Raw genomic sequence first — 16,699 nt, 5'->3', positions numbered from 1 at the left:
TAAAACTTTATGAAAGCGCTAAAAACCTTAAACCCTTACTTTTGGAAGCACAAAATATTATTGTTTTGGGGGTTATTATTCATCATTGCCAGTAATTTCTTCAATATATATAAGGTGCAGTTTGTAGGAAAGTCTGTAGACGAACTTACAAAAGGCGGAAACCTGGGCTTCAATCAGCAGGTTTTGGTGTATGTTGCCATCATTGTAGGCTGTTCACTTTTAACGGGATTTTTCACGTTTATGATGCGTCAGACGATCATTGTCGCATCAAGGAGGATTGAATATGAACTGAAAAACAAAATTTACAGACATTACCAGGAATTATCTCTGACGGATTACAAACAGACCACGATTGGTGACCTGATGAACAGGTTGAGTGAGGATGTTGTGGCAGTAAGAATGTATCTGGGGCCAGGTGTTATGTATGTGGTGAATTTAGTGATCCTTCTTTTGATCACCAGTATCTATATGATAAAAACGGATGCGTCTATGACCTTGTGGACTTTGTTGCCGCTTCCTATTTTATCATACATTATATTTAAGGTGAGTTCTATCATCAATAAGAAATCGAAGATCATGCAGAAAAGCCAGTCTGCCATCTCCACTTTTGTACAGGACAGCTTTTCGGGAATCCGGGTAGTGAAGTTTTTTGCTAAGGAAAACTATATCAAGAAGAACTACGGAATAAAAGTCACTGATTATCAGAACAAAGCTTTAGATTTAGCAAAAACAGAAGCGTATTTCTTTACCATTATTCTATTTGTCATCGGACTCCTGAATGTTGCAGTCATTTTTGTGGGCGGACAGAAATATATTGCCGGGGAATTGAGTGTTGGTAAAATTGCTGATTTCTTTATGTATATCAATATCCTGATCTGGCCGTTTTCAATGGTGGGATGGGTAACTTCGGTCAATCAAAGAGCTGAGGCTTCAATGCAGAGAATTAATGAATTTCTGGATAAAAAATCAGAGGTGACTAATACCAACTTTGACAACTATCCTATTAAAGGGGATATTGAATTCAGAAATGTGTCTTACGTCTATCCGAATACCGGAATCAAAGCATTAGAAAACCTGAGCTTTAAAATCAAGGCAGGAGAATCCCTGGCCATTATGGGTAAAACAGGAAGCGGAAAATCTACAATCGCTCTTTTACTCTGCAGACTGATTGATCCTACTGAGGGAGAGATTTTAATTGATGGTAAGAACCTGAAGGAGCATAATCTGACGAATTACAGAAATTTCATTGGCTACATTCCTCAGGAAAGTTATTTGTTCTCTGACTCCATTGAAAACAACATTGGTTTTGCCATAGATCATCCTTCCCACGAAAAAGTGGTAGAATATGCCAAGATTGCAGACGTTGATAAAAATATTGTTGAATTTAAAGAGCGGTATAAAACACTTGTGGGTGAACGCGGGGTCATGCTTTCGGGAGGACAGAAGCAAAGGATATGTATCGCAAGGGCTTTAATAAAGGACCCAAATATCATTATTTTTGATGATTCCCTGTCGGCTTTAGACACGGAAACCGAGCAGAATATTCTTGAAAATATCGACCGTAAAATCAACAACGCCACGTCCATAATTATCACACACAGAGAGTCTAGCGCTCAGAGAGCTGATAAAATCATCAACCTTACTGAAATTGCCAATTCTTTAACTGCTTAGCCGTTTCGTTCTCAATTGTTAAATAAATCATAAAAAAAATTTTGTGATTAAAAGAATTCTTTTATATTTGTTCTTAACAAGATTAAAAAATATCTAACAATGAGTGAATACAAGGAACGCCATGAAAATGAAATTTTCACGAAGGTGTTAAAAGCGGGGAGAAGAACTTATTTCTTTGATGTGCGCGAGACGAAAGCAGGAGATTATTATCTTACGATTACCGAAAGTAAAAAGAACTTCGGGGAGAATGGGGAAGCTACATTCGAGAAGCACAAAATTTATCTTTACAAAGAGGATTTTAAGAGTTTTCAGGAGATGTTCAATGAATCCACAGATTTCATCATTAATGAAAAGGGTGAGGATGTAATATCAGAAAAACACGACAAGGACTTCAAAAGCAAATCATTCACTATTGATTCTGACGACGAAGTATAAAAAAAGAATATCTAAAAACACAAGCATCTGAAAAAGGTGCTTTTTTTTATGTCCAACCGTAAATTTCCCCGATAAATAACGTTAAGCTTAAATACACTACAAAAATCTTAAAATAAATAAGAAGCATTTTGTAATTTTTAAAGACTAAAATTGGTGCCCAAAATAGTATAAAATAAAAAAGTACACTTTAAAAAGTGTACTTTTCTTGGGTGAATGAGGGGTCTCGAACCCCCGACCTTCGGAACCACAATCCGACGCTCTAACCAACTGAGCTACAATCACCGTTTTGTGAGTGCAAATATAGGGAAGATTTTTTAATTACCAAATAATTCCGTCAAAATTTTTCATCGCAATGAGCTTCTCAGACGTAAATCCCTCAGCATAAGTAACTCCGGATAATCTTCCTAAATCCTGAGCACGATAGGTTAGGCTTTCAAAAAAGTCCTTTGTTGCAATCGGGGTAACAGGTTCACTGGATGTTGGGTCGTAGAACTGTGTTTTGAAGGCCATGCATGCTTCAATTTTCTTATCAAGATGTTCGGATATGTCAATCACAAACTCAGGTTTGATATCTTTCCATTGGATATAATGAAAAATCTGCTTTGGTCTCCAGACTTCCTGATTCCCGCCATCTATTACAGTTTCAATTTTTCTCAGCCCGGCTAAGAAGCACGCATCCGACACTAATTTCGCGCCTTTTGCATGATCCGGATGTCTGTCATCAATGGCATTGGCTAAGACGATTTCAGGACGGTATTTACGGATCATTTTTACAATCTCCATCTGATATTCTTCTGAATTCACCAAAAAGCCGTCTTTCATGCCTAAATTTTCTCTTGCAGAAACACCAAGGATCTTTGCAGCTTCACCTGCTTCTACTTTTCTTGTTTCATCCGTTCCTCTTGTTCCCAACTCTCCTTTTGTCAGGTCCACAATGACACATGTTTTACCTTCCGAAATCATTTTAGCGATCGTTCCGCCACATCCCAGCTCTACATCATCAGGATGCGCCCCAAAAGCAAGTATATCTGTTTTCATCTGTTCTTTTTATTTTTTAATTTGTCACATGGAACGCCCAATATTTTTTTTCGAATTTTCGAATTTTTAACCCCGAGCGTTTCATATGTTCAAAGATAAGATTTAAAATAAAAACTTCCCAAACATGGAGAATGGGAAGTTTTAATATCTATAATTTAAAATTTAAATTACTTATTGATTTCTGCATTTAATTTTATAGCATCCTTATAGGTAGGATCAAGCTGTAAAGATTTAGCTACATAATCCTTAGCTTTTGCAGCATCAGAATCTTTACTCATATAAGCTACTGCAAAGTACGCATAAGATAAAATCTGCTTGTTAGCTTCTTTATCTGCAGGTTTTACTGTAGTAATGAATTTCTCGTATGCTAATTTTGCAGCATCGTTATTTCCAGCTTGCTGGTAAGAATACCCCTGACTGTAATAAGCTGGTGCCCAATCTGGAAGAAGAGCGCTCATTTTCTGCCATGTAAGAACAGCTCCGTTCCAGTTTTTAATATCCTGGTAAGCTGTAGCCAACTTAAATAGGGAATCTGAATCCTCTTTATTAGCAGCCACTTTCTTTTTCAATGCTTCAATTTCAGGACTAGTAGGTCCTTTCTCTGCTTCAGCCTGAGAAGCACCTCCACCGGCGATATTAGCAAGTTCTATATCCCACTTCATGGTTTCATCTTTCGCAGCTTTAGCGATAGCAATCTTCTGCTGAGCTTCTGTATTTAAAGCTGCTTTTTTAGCGGCATCCGTTTCAGTTTTTGCTAATCCGGCAGCAATAAGTCCCTGAAGACCCTGATCCGCTGGCTGTAATCTTGTTTTCTCAGCCTGAGAAACAAAAGTATCCATGTTTTGTTTTGCATCAGCATAATTTCCATCAGCATAAGACTGATAAGCTCTTAATTTAAATTTGATAGGATCATCAATCTTATCAAAGATCTTGTCTAATACAATTTTAGAGTTCGCATAGTCTTCATTTGTGAAGTATAATTTAGAAATTTCTAACTGCGTGTATGGATCCTCATCAGCATATTTTGTATAGTTGATAAGGTCTTGTGTTGCTTTTGCATTCTCCTGGTATCTGATATCATAAGAAGCCAAAGCTTTATAGGCAGGTGCATAAGTTGCATCTACGCCAATTGCTTTGTCCAGGCTCTGTTTAGCTTGCTGCCATTGCTGTGCAGCCATCCATAAAGTAGCCATTCTTGTATAAACAGATGCTTTATTTTTAGCTAAAGGTAATGCTTTGTCATAAGCAGACATTGCCTCACCCGGTGCTCTTTTAATTCTGTACGCATCCCCAAGGGTATAATAGTAATGAGCAGGAACTCCTTTTTTCTCAGCTTTTTCAACAGCTTTTGTAAGGTACTGAATGGCTGCATCAGGAGCATTGTTTTTCTCAAATAAAGTTAAAGCTTCCGCTGCTCTGAATAATACTTCAGCATCTTTTTCTCTGGAATCTGTTACAATTTTCTGAATTTCAGCAATTGCGCTTTTATCGCCTTTACCTAGTTTTACAGTAGCCAAACCAATTTTGTTAAGATAGCTTTTATTATCAACAGCTAAACCTTTGTTAAAACTTTCTATGGCTTTAGCATAATCAGGCTCGCCTTGCTTCAGGTAAGTATTTCCTAAATAGAAGTAATTTTCTGCTGTAGGAGCCTTGGCAACCATTTCGGTAAAATTGATTTTAGCTTGCGCATATTTATCACTGTCTATACTGTTGATACCATCCTGCAACGTCTGTGCAGAGGCTAAACCGGCAAAAAATACCACGGCTGCTCCAAAAGCAATTTTCTTTACATTCATAATCATTATATCTTTCATTTTATATTTTTCTTTATTAGAATTATATGCTCCACAATTTTTAGACCAAAATAATGTTTTTGCAATAAGTAAAATACTATTTTAATATTTTTTAACGCATTTGAACCTCTCTTTTGTAGATATTATAGGGTTGCAAACCTTCTTTCTGTACGATCATCTGACCTAGTTGTGTACATGAATATCTAATAAATCCGTTAGCAATATTAAAGTTTCCTTCGTTGGTTAAAAAATAAAGAACACGGGTAAAAGGATAAGTCATTTCACGAAGATTGACATTATCAACAGTATAAAGCTTTCCATTACTTTCTACTGGAAGTACTTTAACCATTTGTCTAAGCTTCTCAGAAGTTTTATCATAAGGACGGCTGAACGTGTTCAAGCCAATCACTCCGATTTTATCAGTATGCTTACTCAATTCTTCAATAATATTCTGGTTTCCCGGAATAATGGAAAATTTCAGGTCTTTAGGCAGTTTCTTCAGCTTTTGTGCAACGAAATTCAGGTTACTTGAATTGGTACCGTCAAAAATAAAATTCTTGGCATCCGATTCAAGTCCGTTCTTTATTTCATCCATTGAAATACTCTGTTTCGGAGAATCTTTAGGAACAACAAATACAACCGCATCTGCAGCGAATTTAGCTGGAAGAAATTTCAGGTCGACCTGTTCTTCATAAGCTTTTTTCTCTTCAGGGGTAAGATCTCTGGACATGACCGTTATTCTTGCCTTGTCATTCAGTAAATCAAGAAAGCCTAAATCTTCTTTCTTGGTTTCGATTTTGATATGGGTTTCGGGATAATTAATCATATATCCATCTGCCAATGCTTCGGTAACGCTTTTGAAAGATTCGTCGGTAATTATGGTAAGGTCTCCTTTATGATAGGATGGAGATTTATCTTCTTTTTTACAACCTACGGCGGCGATGCTCATCACAGAAAGCAACGCAATTTTTAAACTATTCTTCATTTCCTGAATCTTTAATTCTTGTAACTGCTCTATAGATTCTAAATACTCCATAAAGAATAAGCACTGCACCCATTGCATAAGCAATGGCAGGCTCCAAAATCGTGAAGAAAAATTTGTAGATAATAACTACAATTCCCAATACGATATAAAATAATCCGGTAACTAAGGATAACCAATTGAACATCATATAACAAAAATACCAAAAAAAATAAAAAAGAGAAGCATATGCTTCTCTTTTTATTTATAATTTGAATAAATAAGTCTTATTCAAAGTTCATCGTAAACGGTACGCTATAGTAAGATCTAACGCTCTCCCCGTTTCTTTTCGCAGGAGTCCATTTTTTAAGTTTCTTAACTACACGAATTGCTTCACTGTTGAAGTCGCCATTTGGAGATTTCTCTTCAATGGTAACTCCGGAAACAGTTCCGTCTCTTTCTACAACGAACTTCAGTTTCGCCTTAAGTGTACCTTCACCTCCTTCCATTAGAGAAGTATCAAAATTTTCCCCTAGGAACTTTCTCAATGAAGCCATACCTCCAGGATATTCTGCAGACTGGTCTACATCTTTGTAGATCTCATTAGGGTTATTTGTTTTTACTTCCGCTGTACTGGCTTTGTTACCAGTAGACGGTGGTGGTGGCGGTGGTGTATAAGCCGGAGCTTTAACCCCCTCCTGATTATTCAAACCAGTCGTCGTTTCTAACTGCTTAGAAATTGGTGGCGGTGGTGTTTCAATCTTCGGAGCTTTAACAGGCTCAGGAACTACGTTCTGAATAACCTCAATTTTTTCCTCTTCTTTTGGAGGAGGTGGTGGAGGTGGTTCTTCTTCTTTTGGCTGCTCAATGATTGGATCTTCTTCAATAATGTTTACTAAATCTGCCTTCACTTCTTGCTTAGGTGGTTCAGTAAGTCTCTTAATGGTAAGATAAATAAAAGGAGACAAAGCCGCAACGAGGAATAATGCTGTTCCAAGAACAAAAGATTTTGTCAAAAGTCTTGGATACTGATGTCTAAGATCATAGGCACCATATTCCTTGTTTCTATTTTCAAATACAATCTCATCTAAAGTAAGATTCTGATTGTATACATTTTCATCTGCCATAGATTTACAGTTTTATGGTTAAATTACTTTGTAGCTGGTGTAGCCGCAGCTCCATTATTCCCAACTCTCTTATCATAAATAGCTTTTTCCCAAGGCTTCACATCGGTTACCCCGTACTGCTCACTTTTGGTAATGGCCATTTCGTCAAGAATATCTACAAAGTTCTTATATACAGCATCGTCAGTCGGCTTGATAATAACAGTAAATTTTGTTTTATCTGCTGCGCCTGCTTTTGCTTTCTCAATTATTTTTCTAATCCCTTCTCTATCGAAAGTAGTCTCATTAAGATTCTGATCAGTTAAAGATGTAGGATCTTGCTGATGCCAAAAAATCTTATTGTCTTTACCCAATAATAAAGAAATTGAGTTAGAAAGTTTAATTTCTGTTGGAGGTGGTTTCGGCTGATCCTCTTTAGGTTTTGCCGGAAGTCCCAAATCCATTACATTCGGTTTGCTAAATGTGGTTGTGAACATAAAGAAGGTAATCAATAGAAAACCCAAGTCCACCATTGGAGTCATATCTACTCTGGTATTCTGCTTCTTGGAACGTACCTTGCCGCCTTTGCCGCCTTTTTCCTGTACTTGTACTTCTGCCATTTCTAAATGATATTATTATGGTTTACCTTCTTGTGATGTAATCAACCAGAATTTAAGAAAATCAATATCTCTTAAACCTTCAAACAGGCTTTTAACTTTAGGGTACTCCGTTGTAACGTCTCCTTTGATCGCTAATTTGTAATCAGGATTTACGCTTAAACTTTGTTTTACCCATTCTACTAACTGCTTATTTGTACTATCCATAGGAATCCCGGTAGGACTCTTAAAACTTTTCTGCTCCTCATCTGACAAATCGAGATAGCCTTTCAGTTGGTTCATAGGAACCCCAATTGCTTGTACTTTTTGAAATGCAGCTTTTTCCTGGTTGGTAAAAGTCATATTATACTTTTGACCCATTTTTTCTAAAAGCTGTAATCTCTCTGATGCATTCTCTACTGGTTGGAAATAAAATTTCCCATCCGGAGTAGCGTTGATGGTCATCAAACTCGCATCAGGAAGTAACTTCTCTGATATTGAAGATGGCGGTTTAATCTGCTCCACGTCAGGTTTTTTAAACTGAGTGGTCAATATAAAGAACGTAAGTAGTAGGAAGGCAACGTCACACATTGCCGTCATATCCGTCACTACTCCATGTCTTTTTGGTTTGACTCTCGCCATGTTTTGAATTATTTTTTAATTAAACTTCACTTCTTTTATTGCTAATGCAAATATCTTGCTAAAATTCTTAGTTGAATTCAGCGAAAGACTGCTGGATGCTCATTGCGATCTCATCGATCTTGTAAGTCAGTCCATCAATTCTAGATGTAAAGTAGTTGTAAAGGATAATTGCAATAGCAGAAGTACCAATACCTAATGCAGTGTTGATCAATGCTTCAGAAATACCTGTAGAAAGTGCAGCAGCATCTGGAGTACCACCACCTGAACCTAATGCAAAGAATGCTTTGATCATCCCGATTACTGTTCCTAAAAGTGCGATCAATGTAGCTACAGTACCTAAAGTAGAAAGAATCATCATGTTCTTTTCAAGCATTGGCATCTCAAGAGTTGTAGCCTCTTCGATAGCTTTGTTAAGAGCTACCATTTTTTGCTCTTTATTTAATGTAGTATCGTGAGAAAGTGCTTTGTAAGTAGTAAGACCTTCTTTCACTACGTTACCTACAGATCCTTGTTGTCTGTCACACTCTTCTAAAGCTTCATCAACCTTGTTTTGGTTTAGTAAGCTTCTTACCTGTACTACGAAGTTGTCTAAGTTTCCTTTTCCTGCAGCCTTACCTAGTACGAAATGTCTTTCAAAAGAGAAAACGATTACAGTAATCATGAAAGTAATCAAGATTGGTACGATAACCCCTCCTTTGTAGATAATCCCTAAAAACGATTCCGGGTGAATGTCTTTTCCATCAACACTAGAGAAAGCTACAGAACCACTACCTAGTTTTTCTGCGTCTTTAAAGTTTCCTGGGCTCCCAAGAACAAATAAATAAATACAAACTCCTATAACGAATAAAATAGGAATAATAACAGCCGGGTTTAAACCTCCTGCTTTTCTAGCAACTACTTGCTCATCATTTTTTGAAACATTCATTTCCATATTTAACTAAATTATATTGTTTTAAAATTTTACAGGGTGTAAATTAAAGGCAAAATTAATTAAAATGCAAGAGTCTTAAATAAACATTTTGCATTTTTATGATAAAGAAATTTTAATACGATTTCGATATAGTAATTTTTTTTAATTATTTTATTTATTTTTCCCAATTTTAACATTTGTGTTAGAAATTTAAAAAAATAAGACCTCCATTTTTTTTAATTTGCCAATGTTAAGTTTCTTTTAAATTACGATATTCACAATACGGTGATGCACGACGATGATTTTTTTAGGTGTTTTACCTTCCAAAATAGGCTGCACCTTTTCATCTGAAATCACCAAATCCTCTACCTCCTTCGCTGATAATTGAGCAGAAAGTGAAATTTTGAACTTCATTTTACCGTTTACACTTACCGGATACTCGATTTCATCCTCTACCAGGTAATCTTCATTTAATATAGGAAATTTTTCAAATTCAACAGATTCCTTATTTCCCAGTAGGCTCCAAAGCTCTTCACAGATATGGGGTGCATACGGAGAGATGATAACGGCTAATGGTTCTAAAATATTGCGTTTGTTGCATTTTATTTTTTGAAGCTCATTCACAGCGATCATAAATGAAGACACAGAGGTATTGAATGAGAAGTTCTCAATGTCATAAACCACCTTCTTTATTAGGGTATGCAAAACTTTGTATTCTGCTTTTGTAGGTTCTTCATCAGAAACTTCAAAAGTATCTCCGTTGAAATACAGGTTCCAGAATTTTTTAAGGAAACCATAGACTCCACTTAATCCTTGTGTATTCCAAGGCTTGGACTGTTCCAATGGACCTAAGAACATTTCATATAGTCTTAATCCGTCTGCTCCGTATTCTTCACAGATATCATCAGGATTTACAACGTTGTATTTAGACTTGGACATTTTCTCTACTTCACGGTCTGTGATGTATTTTCCGTCCTCCAAAATAAATTCCGCGTTCGCATAATCAGGTCTCCAGGCTTTGAAAGCTTCCGTATCCAATTCATCAGAGGTTCCTTTTAATAAGGATACGTCAACATGGATCTTCTGTGTCTGATGATCACCAGACAGGTTTTTAGAAACATATTGATTGGTACCATCGATTCTGTATACAAATGCACTCATCCCCAAAATCATCCCCTGATTGATCAGTTTCTGGAAAGGTTCATCTTGATTAATATACCCTCTGTCTTTTAAGAACATGTTCCAGAAACGTGAATATAATAAATGACCTGTCGCGTGCTCACTTCCTCCGATGTATAAATCTACCTGTCCCCAATAATCACTTAATTTTTTATCCGCAAAAACCTCATCATTGGAAGGATCCATATATCTCAGGAAATACCATGAGCTTCCTGCCCAACCCGGCATCGTAGATAATTCTAACGGGAATATGGTTGTGTCATCAATAAGATCTGTAGAAACAACTTTCTGATTCGCCTCATCCCATGCAAACTCTTTTGCATTCCCTAATGGCGGATCACCATCTTCGGTAGGAAGGTATTTTTCAACTTCAGGAAGTTCCAGCGGTAAAGCCGAAACCGGAAGCGTATAAGGCATTCCTTCTTTATAATAAATAGGAACCGGCTCTCCCCAATAACGCTGTCTTGAGAAAATAGCATCACGCTGTCTGTAGTTCGTAGTTCCGTGGCCAATTCCTTTGTTTTCGATTTCAGAAATTATTTTTGACTTGGCATCATTATAATGTAATCCATTTAAAAAATCAGAGTTCACACAAACTGAGTCTTTAGAGTCGAAAGATTTTTCCTGAACATCTTCATCGGTATCCACTACCTTTTTAATATCAAGGTTAAATTTCTTAGCAAATCTATGGTCACGTTCGTCATGCGCAGGAACTGCCATTACAGCACCTGTTCCATACCCCATCAATACATAATCTGAAATATAAATCGGCATTTTCCCGCCACTGAAAGGATTGATTGCATAACTTCCGGTAAAAGCACCGCTCACGTTTTTTACGTCAGCCATCCTGTCTCTTTCTGTTTTTTTGGAAGTTTCTTCAATATAAGAATCTACTTCTGCTTTCTGAGCTTCTGTAGTAATAGTATCTACCAAAGGATTCTCAGGAGCCAATACCATAAATGTTGCTCCAAAAATAGTGTCAGGTCTTGTTGTAAATACCTCAACGGTCTCATCATGACCTTCCACCTGAAACTGAACCTGTGCTCCCTGAGATTTTCCGATCCAGTATTCCTGAGCATCTTTAAGAGGCTGTGGCCAGTCTAATGTATTGAGTCCCTGCAACAATCTTTCAGAGTAGGCAGATATTCTCATACTCCACTGCATCATTTTCTTTTGGAATACAGGGAATCCTCCTCTTTCAGATTTTCCGTCTTTTACCTCATCATTCGCCAATACGGTTCCCAAAGCCGGACACCAGTTTACGGTAGTCTCTGCTCTGAAAGCCAGACGGTAATTTAACAGGATATCTTCTTTGTCAAGGTCTGAAGAATCTTTCCATTCTTCTGCCGTGAAATTTAATTCGTCGTTTTGATTGGCATTTAGTCCTTCTGTCCCTTTTTCTTCAAAATGCTGAATCAGGGTGTTGATAGATTCTGCCTTATCTGTATCTTTATTATACCATGAATGATACAGCTCGATAAAGATCCACTGGGTCCATTTATAATATGATGCATCTGAAGTTCTCACTTCCCTGCTCCAGTCGAATGAAAAACCGATTTTTTTCAGCTGTTCTTCATATCTGTTGATATTTTCCTCAGTAGTGATCGCCGGATGCTGTCCTGTCTGGATCGCATACTGCTCAGCAGGAAGCCCGAAGCTGTCATAACCTACAGGATGGAGGACATTAAAACCCTGATGCCTTTTATATCTCGCATAAATATCTGATGCAATATATCCCAGCGGGTGCCCCACGTGAAGCCCTGCTCCGGATGGATACGGAAACATATCAAGAACATAAAATTTAGGTTTGTCCGTGTTATTGGAGGTTTTGTAGGTCTGGTTTTCTTCCCAGTACTTCTGCCACTTTTTTTCTATCTGCTGATGATCGTAAAACACTTTTTATAATAGATGTTAGATGTTAGACTTTAGATATTAGAGTTAATTCTTATCATTAATTCCAAATCAAGATTCACAAAAATAATGATTTTAAAAGAAATGGAAATTTTAATTTTAATTAATTCAGAAATACCTTGTAACAAAAAAAATCTCATCCGGAGATGAGATCTATGATAAGGTATGAAATGTCTTTTATTGAGGAATTCTTTTCATGGTATATGTTCTTGTTTTATATACCGTCGGATCCTGAGTCTCTTCTCTAATAGATAGGTTCAAGGTCGTATCGTTAAGGGTAATGATTTTACCATTGGCCGGTTCTACAGTTCCCTGATATTTTAGCACTATCGTTTTTGCACTTCTGTCATAAGTGTAGGTAAAGTTCACATCTGATACGATTGTACACTGCGGTGTGGTACCAATCTCTCCATTCTTAGTTTTTTTCCCGCTTGCTTCAGTATTGAATCTCCATCTGGATTCTTTTTCACAATCGGTATAGGTAATAAGATCGGAAACAGGTTCTTCACCCACTTCCACGGTGGTCACCACTTCTTTCAGCGGCTGCCAAACCCCTACAAGAGGATATTCCATCGTTTTATCGTCATCATCATTACATCCTGTAGCTAAAAATAAGGATAAACCTGCAAATAGTAATGCTAATTTCTTCATATATAAAATTTTCAAGGGCTAAAATTATAATTTTTTTGATTTATAACATCATTTTTTGTGAAAAATTATTTCGATAATCGATATTTCTGAAAACTTTAGAACATTAATCCTCATAATAGCCGATATTTAACAAATATTGAATCCAAGGTTCGCTCGCTATTTTATTAAAAAAACTATTTTTGCAGAAAGAAAATAAAAATGCAGGATATAACGAAAAATAATTTTGACTTCATCCGTCTTCTCCTAGCCTTCATTGTCTTTGTGGGACACCTGGGAGCTTTAAGTGACGCGAGCCAGCTTGAATTCTTAACAAACAGCCCGGTGGAAGTTGCCGTTTTTTCGTTTTTTATTGTCAGTGGATTCCTTATTGCAAGGAGTTATGAAAGGTCTTCCAGCCTGAAAAGCTACATAAAGAAAAGAATCAACAGAATTGTTCCCGCTTATTTACTGGTTGTTTTTCTCTGTACTGTACTTCTGAGTCTGGTAAGTACTTTGCCTTTTTCTGATTATTTCGGAAATGTGCAGGTTTATAAATATTTCTTCTGGAATTCTATATTCATGAACTTCATCGCCCCTTCCCTTCCCGGAGTATTTGGGAATCAAGCTGTCAACGGTGCTTTATGGACGCTTAAGATTGAAATGTGCTTTTATTTCGCTGTTCCCCTTATTTTTTTATTATTCGGGAAAAACAATAAGTACAGGAACATCAGCCTAATCGTACTGTATTTGCTTTCTCTAGTGTTTCTTAATTATTTTGAAATGACTGGAAAGTCACCTATTGCAAGGCAGTTACCCGGCTCGCTATGTTATTTCATTGGAGGAATGCTGATTTATTTTCATTTTGACAAATTCATCAAATACAAAAATATCCTTTTCCTTATAGCGATCATTACCGTTTGGATAGACTTGATTCTGCACATCAAATTATTCTCGCCCATTATGATCAGTATTATTGTACTGTATATTGCCTATTCGCTGAAATTCCTGAATAATTTCGGAAAATATGGAGATTTCACATATGGTATTTATATCTTCCACTTCCCTATTATCAGGGTATTTGCTACACTTGGACTATTTGCCAATTACAATCCTTTTTTCATGAGTTTTGTATGCATGCTGGTAGTCATTGGAGTAGGAATTGCATCGTGGCATCTTTATGAGAAAAAATTTTTATAATTTTACCCAAGTAAATACACAAATGAAAGACCTGGTCTCCATCATCACTCCCTGCTACAATTCTGCTGAATTCATCGAAGAAACGATACAGTCCGTTCTCAACCAAACCTATGAAAACTGGGAATGGCTGATCACTGATGATCTTTCTAAAGACCATACGGTAGATATTATAAGAAAATACAATGACCCAAGGATAAAACTGCAGGTCCTTGCAAAAAACGGCGGCGCTGGAAATGCCAGAAACAATAGTCTGGAAAGAGCTACGGGACGCTATATAGCCTTTCTTGATTCTGATGATTTCTGGTATCCTGAATATCTGGAAACCATGACAGACTATATGCAGGAAAACAATGCAGAACTCGTCTACTGTAATTATTCGAGGTGTAATGAGCAATTGCAGCCTGTTTTAAAGGATTTCTTAGCAGACAAAGTCGTGACCTTTTCCAACCTTCTGAAGACCTGCAGACTGGCTCCGGTCTCTACGATGTACGATACCAAAAGAGTCGGAAAGTTTTTATTCCCGGTAAAAAGCAAACGCGAAGACCACGTTATGTGGCTGAATCTTTTAAAAGTAATTCCGGAAGGAATGCCTATCAATAAAACATTGGCCAAATACAGGATGCGTGAGAACAGCGTTTCACGAAAGAAAAAGAACATCATCAAAGACCAATATCTGGTATACAAAGACTTTATGGGATTCTCTACTGTAAAATCTCTTTATTATACAGCCAATTGGGCTCTCAACGGATTTTTAAAATATTCTAAAATTTTCAATTAATGGAGTACTCAAAAGAGTTCAAAGCAGCATTGAGTGCTTTTTCCAATGTAGAAAAAGACCGTCTTATTTTCAGACTTCTGAAAAAGGATAAGCTTTTATCTAAAAAACTGTATTTCGAACTTATCGATCAGGAAACAACTGATGATAAAAGAAATGCAATGGAAGAAAATGTTGCAGAACAGGTTCTTTTGGCCTCAAAATATGTTGGAAACGCCAAATATTTTCTGACCATTATCCGAAAACTGAGCGCAGAAATAACGGAACATATCAAAATAACAACGGATAGATTTGGGGAAGTTTCGCTGAACCTTTTGCTCGTGAACAGAATTTTAGATTCCAACAGCGACTTCAGCAGACAGCGATTTGACAATGTTTACAAACTCTATATCTATATCATTAATAAAGTATTCAAAGCACTGGTATTAACGAAAAAACTGGATGAAGATTACTGGATGGAGATTGATGAGCTTCTGAGAGAAACCCAAACCAAAATCTCTGAAAATCATTACCTGCAGAAACTCTGTATCAACAATGGTCTGGACTTCAACTGGTTTGAATCTGAAAATATTCCGGATAATATAGATCAGATCATGAAAGACACTAAAAGTCAGGGATTTTTAAGATAAAATTTTCTGAAGAATCAGATGGGTAGCATTCGGTTTTTCAGCAACAAAGTTTTCGGCATTTTCAGACATTCCCTTTAATTCTTCTTCATTATTAAGGAGAAACAGCACAAAATCTGCTGCTGCAGATTCTTCGGTAAAAGATTTTCCTCCATTAGCAGCAATCAGGTCATCTGCCTCAGGATTTTTTCTGTAATGATTTCCAAAGATCACTGGCATACCGAATGTTGCCGCCTCCAAAATATTGTGTAATCCTGCATCATGAAAACCTCCGCCTACAACAGCTACATCTGCATAGGAATATAGTTTTGACAGCAAACCGATACTGTCGATGATTAAAAGTTGTTCACTGAAATTTGAAGACTGAATATTTTTAATTTCACTGTATAAGAGAGCATCAGGAAAAGTCTGTTTTAGATGAGCCACCCTTTTCAGATCATGGGGAGCCATAATTATTTTCACGTCTCTATTCTTCTGCGAAATGACTGCTGCCATTTTTTCCTCTGCCTGCCATGAACTTCCAAATACTATCGTTTGATGATCGCCTATAAACTCTGAAATACATTCAACATGATTATCCCGGGATCTCAGTTGTTTTACTCTGTCAAATCTTGTATCTCCTGTTACTGAAGAATTACTCAGCCCAACACTTTTAGCCAGTGCAAAAGAAAATTCTGTCTGGTGAAAAAACCAGTCAACATTTTTCCTGAGCTGCTTTACAAACCATTTTCCATAAGAGGTAAAGAAGGCTTGTCTTTCATAAAACAAAGCTGAGATCACATAAATTTTAGCACCACGATTTTTAAGCTCAGCCAGAAGATGATACCAATAATCGTATTTAACAGTAAAAAATAATTCGGTATTAAACTGGGAAATAAATTCTTTTACGGTACTTTTTTTATCAAAGGGAAGATAACAGATCACATCAGCAATATGTTTCTTTTTAACAACATTTTCATAGCCTGATGGAGAAAAGAAGGTCACCAGGATTTTATGATCCGGATATTTCTCTTTCAGTTTTTCCAAAACAGGAAGTCCCTGCTCATATTCGCCCAGACTGGCCGCATGCATCCAAATCACCTTATCAGATGGCAAAAATGCGGCTTTTATCTTATCTAAAGACTGTCTTCTTCCTTCAACTCCTTTTTTAGTTTTATCATTAAACAAGGAAAAGACTTTCATTCCGAAAATGAGAAGGCTGATAAATATGTTGTATAGGAAGGACATCT

The 16,699-nt window shown here is 36.8% G+C and carries 16 protein-coding genes and 1 tRNA gene; 5 read left to right on the top strand and 12 right to left on the bottom strand.

Translation table 11 applies throughout. The features are described 5' to 3' along the window. Positions 1-9 precede the first annotated feature (9 nt). Together NZD88_RS07330 and NZD88_RS07325 are read left to right on the top strand one after the other, a co-directional pair. The gene (locus NZD88_RS07330) at positions 10-1,671 is read left to right on the top strand and encodes an ABC transporter ATP-binding protein (protein ID WP_259828468.1); all 1,662 of its coding nucleotides are present in this window, start codon (positions 10-12) and stop codon (positions 1,669-1,671) included. A 99-nt stretch (positions 1,672-1,770) separates the two neighbouring features. Next, positions 1,771-2,106: a DUF3276 family protein gene (locus NZD88_RS07325; protein WP_034701927.1), complete on the top strand. Its 336-nt coding sequence runs from the start codon at positions 1,771-1,773 to the stop codon at positions 2,104-2,106. 207 nt (positions 2,107-2,313) lie between these two features. Here the strand turns inward: NZD88_RS07325 and NZD88_RS07320 are convergent. The 11 genes from NZD88_RS07320 to NZD88_RS07270 all read right to left on the bottom strand — a co-directional run bounded on the left by NZD88_RS07320 (position 2,314) and on the right by NZD88_RS07270 (position 12,893). Continuing rightward, positions 2,314-2,389, bottom strand: a tRNA-His gene (locus NZD88_RS07320). 35 nt (positions 2,390-2,424) lie between these two features. Then, positions 2,425-3,144 carry a bacillithiol biosynthesis deacetylase BshB1 gene (gene bshB1, locus NZD88_RS07315; protein ID WP_259828467.1) on the bottom strand — a complete coding sequence of 240 codons (720 nt, stop codon included), beginning with the start codon at positions 3,142-3,144 and terminating at the stop codon, positions 2,425-2,427. Positions 3,145-3,311: 167 nt separating this feature from the next. Further along, positions 3,312-4,961: a tetratricopeptide repeat protein gene (locus NZD88_RS07310; protein ID WP_259828466.1), complete on the bottom strand. Its 1,650-nt coding sequence runs from the start codon at positions 4,959-4,961 to the stop codon at positions 3,312-3,314. A gap of 91 nt (positions 4,962-5,052) precedes the next feature. Beyond that, complete coding sequence (locus NZD88_RS07305) at positions 5,053-5,925, bottom strand: PstS family phosphate ABC transporter substrate-binding protein (RefSeq protein WP_259828465.1); 873 nt, start codon at positions 5,923-5,925, stop codon at positions 5,053-5,055. Beyond that, a complete protein-coding gene (locus NZD88_RS07300; RefSeq protein WP_259828464.1) occupies positions 5,915-6,112 on the bottom strand; it encodes a DUF308 domain-containing protein in 198 nt (65 codons plus the stop codon). The genes NZD88_RS07305 and NZD88_RS07300 overlap by 11 nt, the downstream gene beginning before the upstream one ends. A gap of 76 nt (positions 6,113-6,188) precedes the next feature. Further along, positions 6,189-7,028 carry an energy transducer TonB gene (locus tag NZD88_RS07295; RefSeq protein WP_259828463.1) on the bottom strand — a complete coding sequence of 280 codons (840 nt, stop codon included), beginning with the start codon at positions 7,026-7,028 and terminating at the stop codon, positions 6,189-6,191. A gap of 23 nt (positions 7,029-7,051) precedes the next feature. Continuing rightward, positions 7,052-7,624, bottom strand: a complete 573-nt coding sequence (locus NZD88_RS07290) for an ExbD/TolR family protein (protein ID WP_259828462.1) — start codon at positions 7,622-7,624, stop codon at positions 7,052-7,054. A 15-nt stretch (positions 7,625-7,639) separates the two neighbouring features. After that, positions 7,640-8,242 (bottom strand): ExbD/TolR family protein, encoded by a 603-nt coding sequence (locus NZD88_RS07285; protein ID WP_034701908.1) that lies wholly within the window; start codon positions 8,240-8,242, stop codon positions 7,640-7,642. 67 nt (positions 8,243-8,309) lie between these two features. Beyond that, positions 8,310-9,173 (bottom strand): MotA/TolQ/ExbB proton channel family protein, encoded by an 864-nt coding sequence (locus tag NZD88_RS07280; RefSeq protein WP_259828461.1) that lies wholly within the window; start codon positions 9,171-9,173, stop codon positions 8,310-8,312. Positions 9,174-9,413: 240 nt separating this feature from the next. Then, positions 9,414-12,227: a leucine--tRNA ligase gene (gene leuS, locus NZD88_RS07275; RefSeq protein ID WP_259828460.1), complete on the bottom strand. Its 2,814-nt coding sequence runs from the start codon at positions 12,225-12,227 to the stop codon at positions 9,414-9,416. A 192-nt stretch (positions 12,228-12,419) separates the two neighbouring features. Then, entirely contained in the window at positions 12,420-12,893 is a 474-nt protein-coding gene (locus NZD88_RS07270; protein WP_259828459.1) for a lipocalin-like domain-containing protein, read from the bottom strand. 198 nt (positions 12,894-13,091) lie between these two features. Between NZD88_RS07270 and NZD88_RS07265 the strand changes: the two genes are divergently transcribed. Genes NZD88_RS07265 through NZD88_RS07255 form a run of 3 tightly spaced genes read left to right on the top strand, consistent with a single transcriptional unit; the run spans position 13,092 to position 15,473 of the window. Continuing rightward, positions 13,092-14,069 (top strand): acyltransferase family protein, encoded by a 978-nt coding sequence (locus NZD88_RS07265; protein WP_259828458.1) that lies wholly within the window; start codon positions 13,092-13,094, stop codon positions 14,067-14,069. 22 nt (positions 14,070-14,091) lie between these two features. Next, positions 14,092-14,847 (top strand): glycosyltransferase family 2 protein, encoded by a 756-nt coding sequence (locus NZD88_RS07260; RefSeq protein ID WP_259828457.1) that lies wholly within the window; start codon positions 14,092-14,094, stop codon positions 14,845-14,847. After that, positions 14,847-15,473 carry a deoxyuridine 5'-triphosphate nucleotidohydrolase gene (locus NZD88_RS07255; protein ID WP_259828456.1) on the top strand — a complete coding sequence of 209 codons (627 nt, stop codon included), beginning with the start codon at positions 14,847-14,849 and terminating at the stop codon, positions 15,471-15,473. Before NZD88_RS07260 ends, NZD88_RS07255 begins: the two co-directional genes overlap by 1 nt. Here NZD88_RS07255 and NZD88_RS07250 read toward each other — a convergent pair. Continuing rightward, complete coding sequence (locus tag NZD88_RS07250; RefSeq protein ID WP_259828455.1) at positions 15,465-16,697, bottom strand: 3-deoxy-D-manno-octulosonic acid transferase; 1,233 nt, start codon at positions 16,695-16,697, stop codon at positions 15,465-15,467. The genes NZD88_RS07255 and NZD88_RS07250 overlap by 9 nt on opposite strands. Positions 16,698-16,699 lie beyond the last annotated feature (2 nt).

It is taken from the genome of Chryseobacterium pyrolae, from assembly GCF_025153485.1.
In the GTDB taxonomy this organism is placed as follows: domain Bacteria; phylum Bacteroidota; class Bacteroidia; order Flavobacteriales; family Weeksellaceae; genus Chryseobacterium; species Chryseobacterium antibioticum.
The sequence above is the reverse complement of the archived record's forward strand: the minus strand, read 5'-3'. Positions and strand labels throughout refer to the sequence as shown.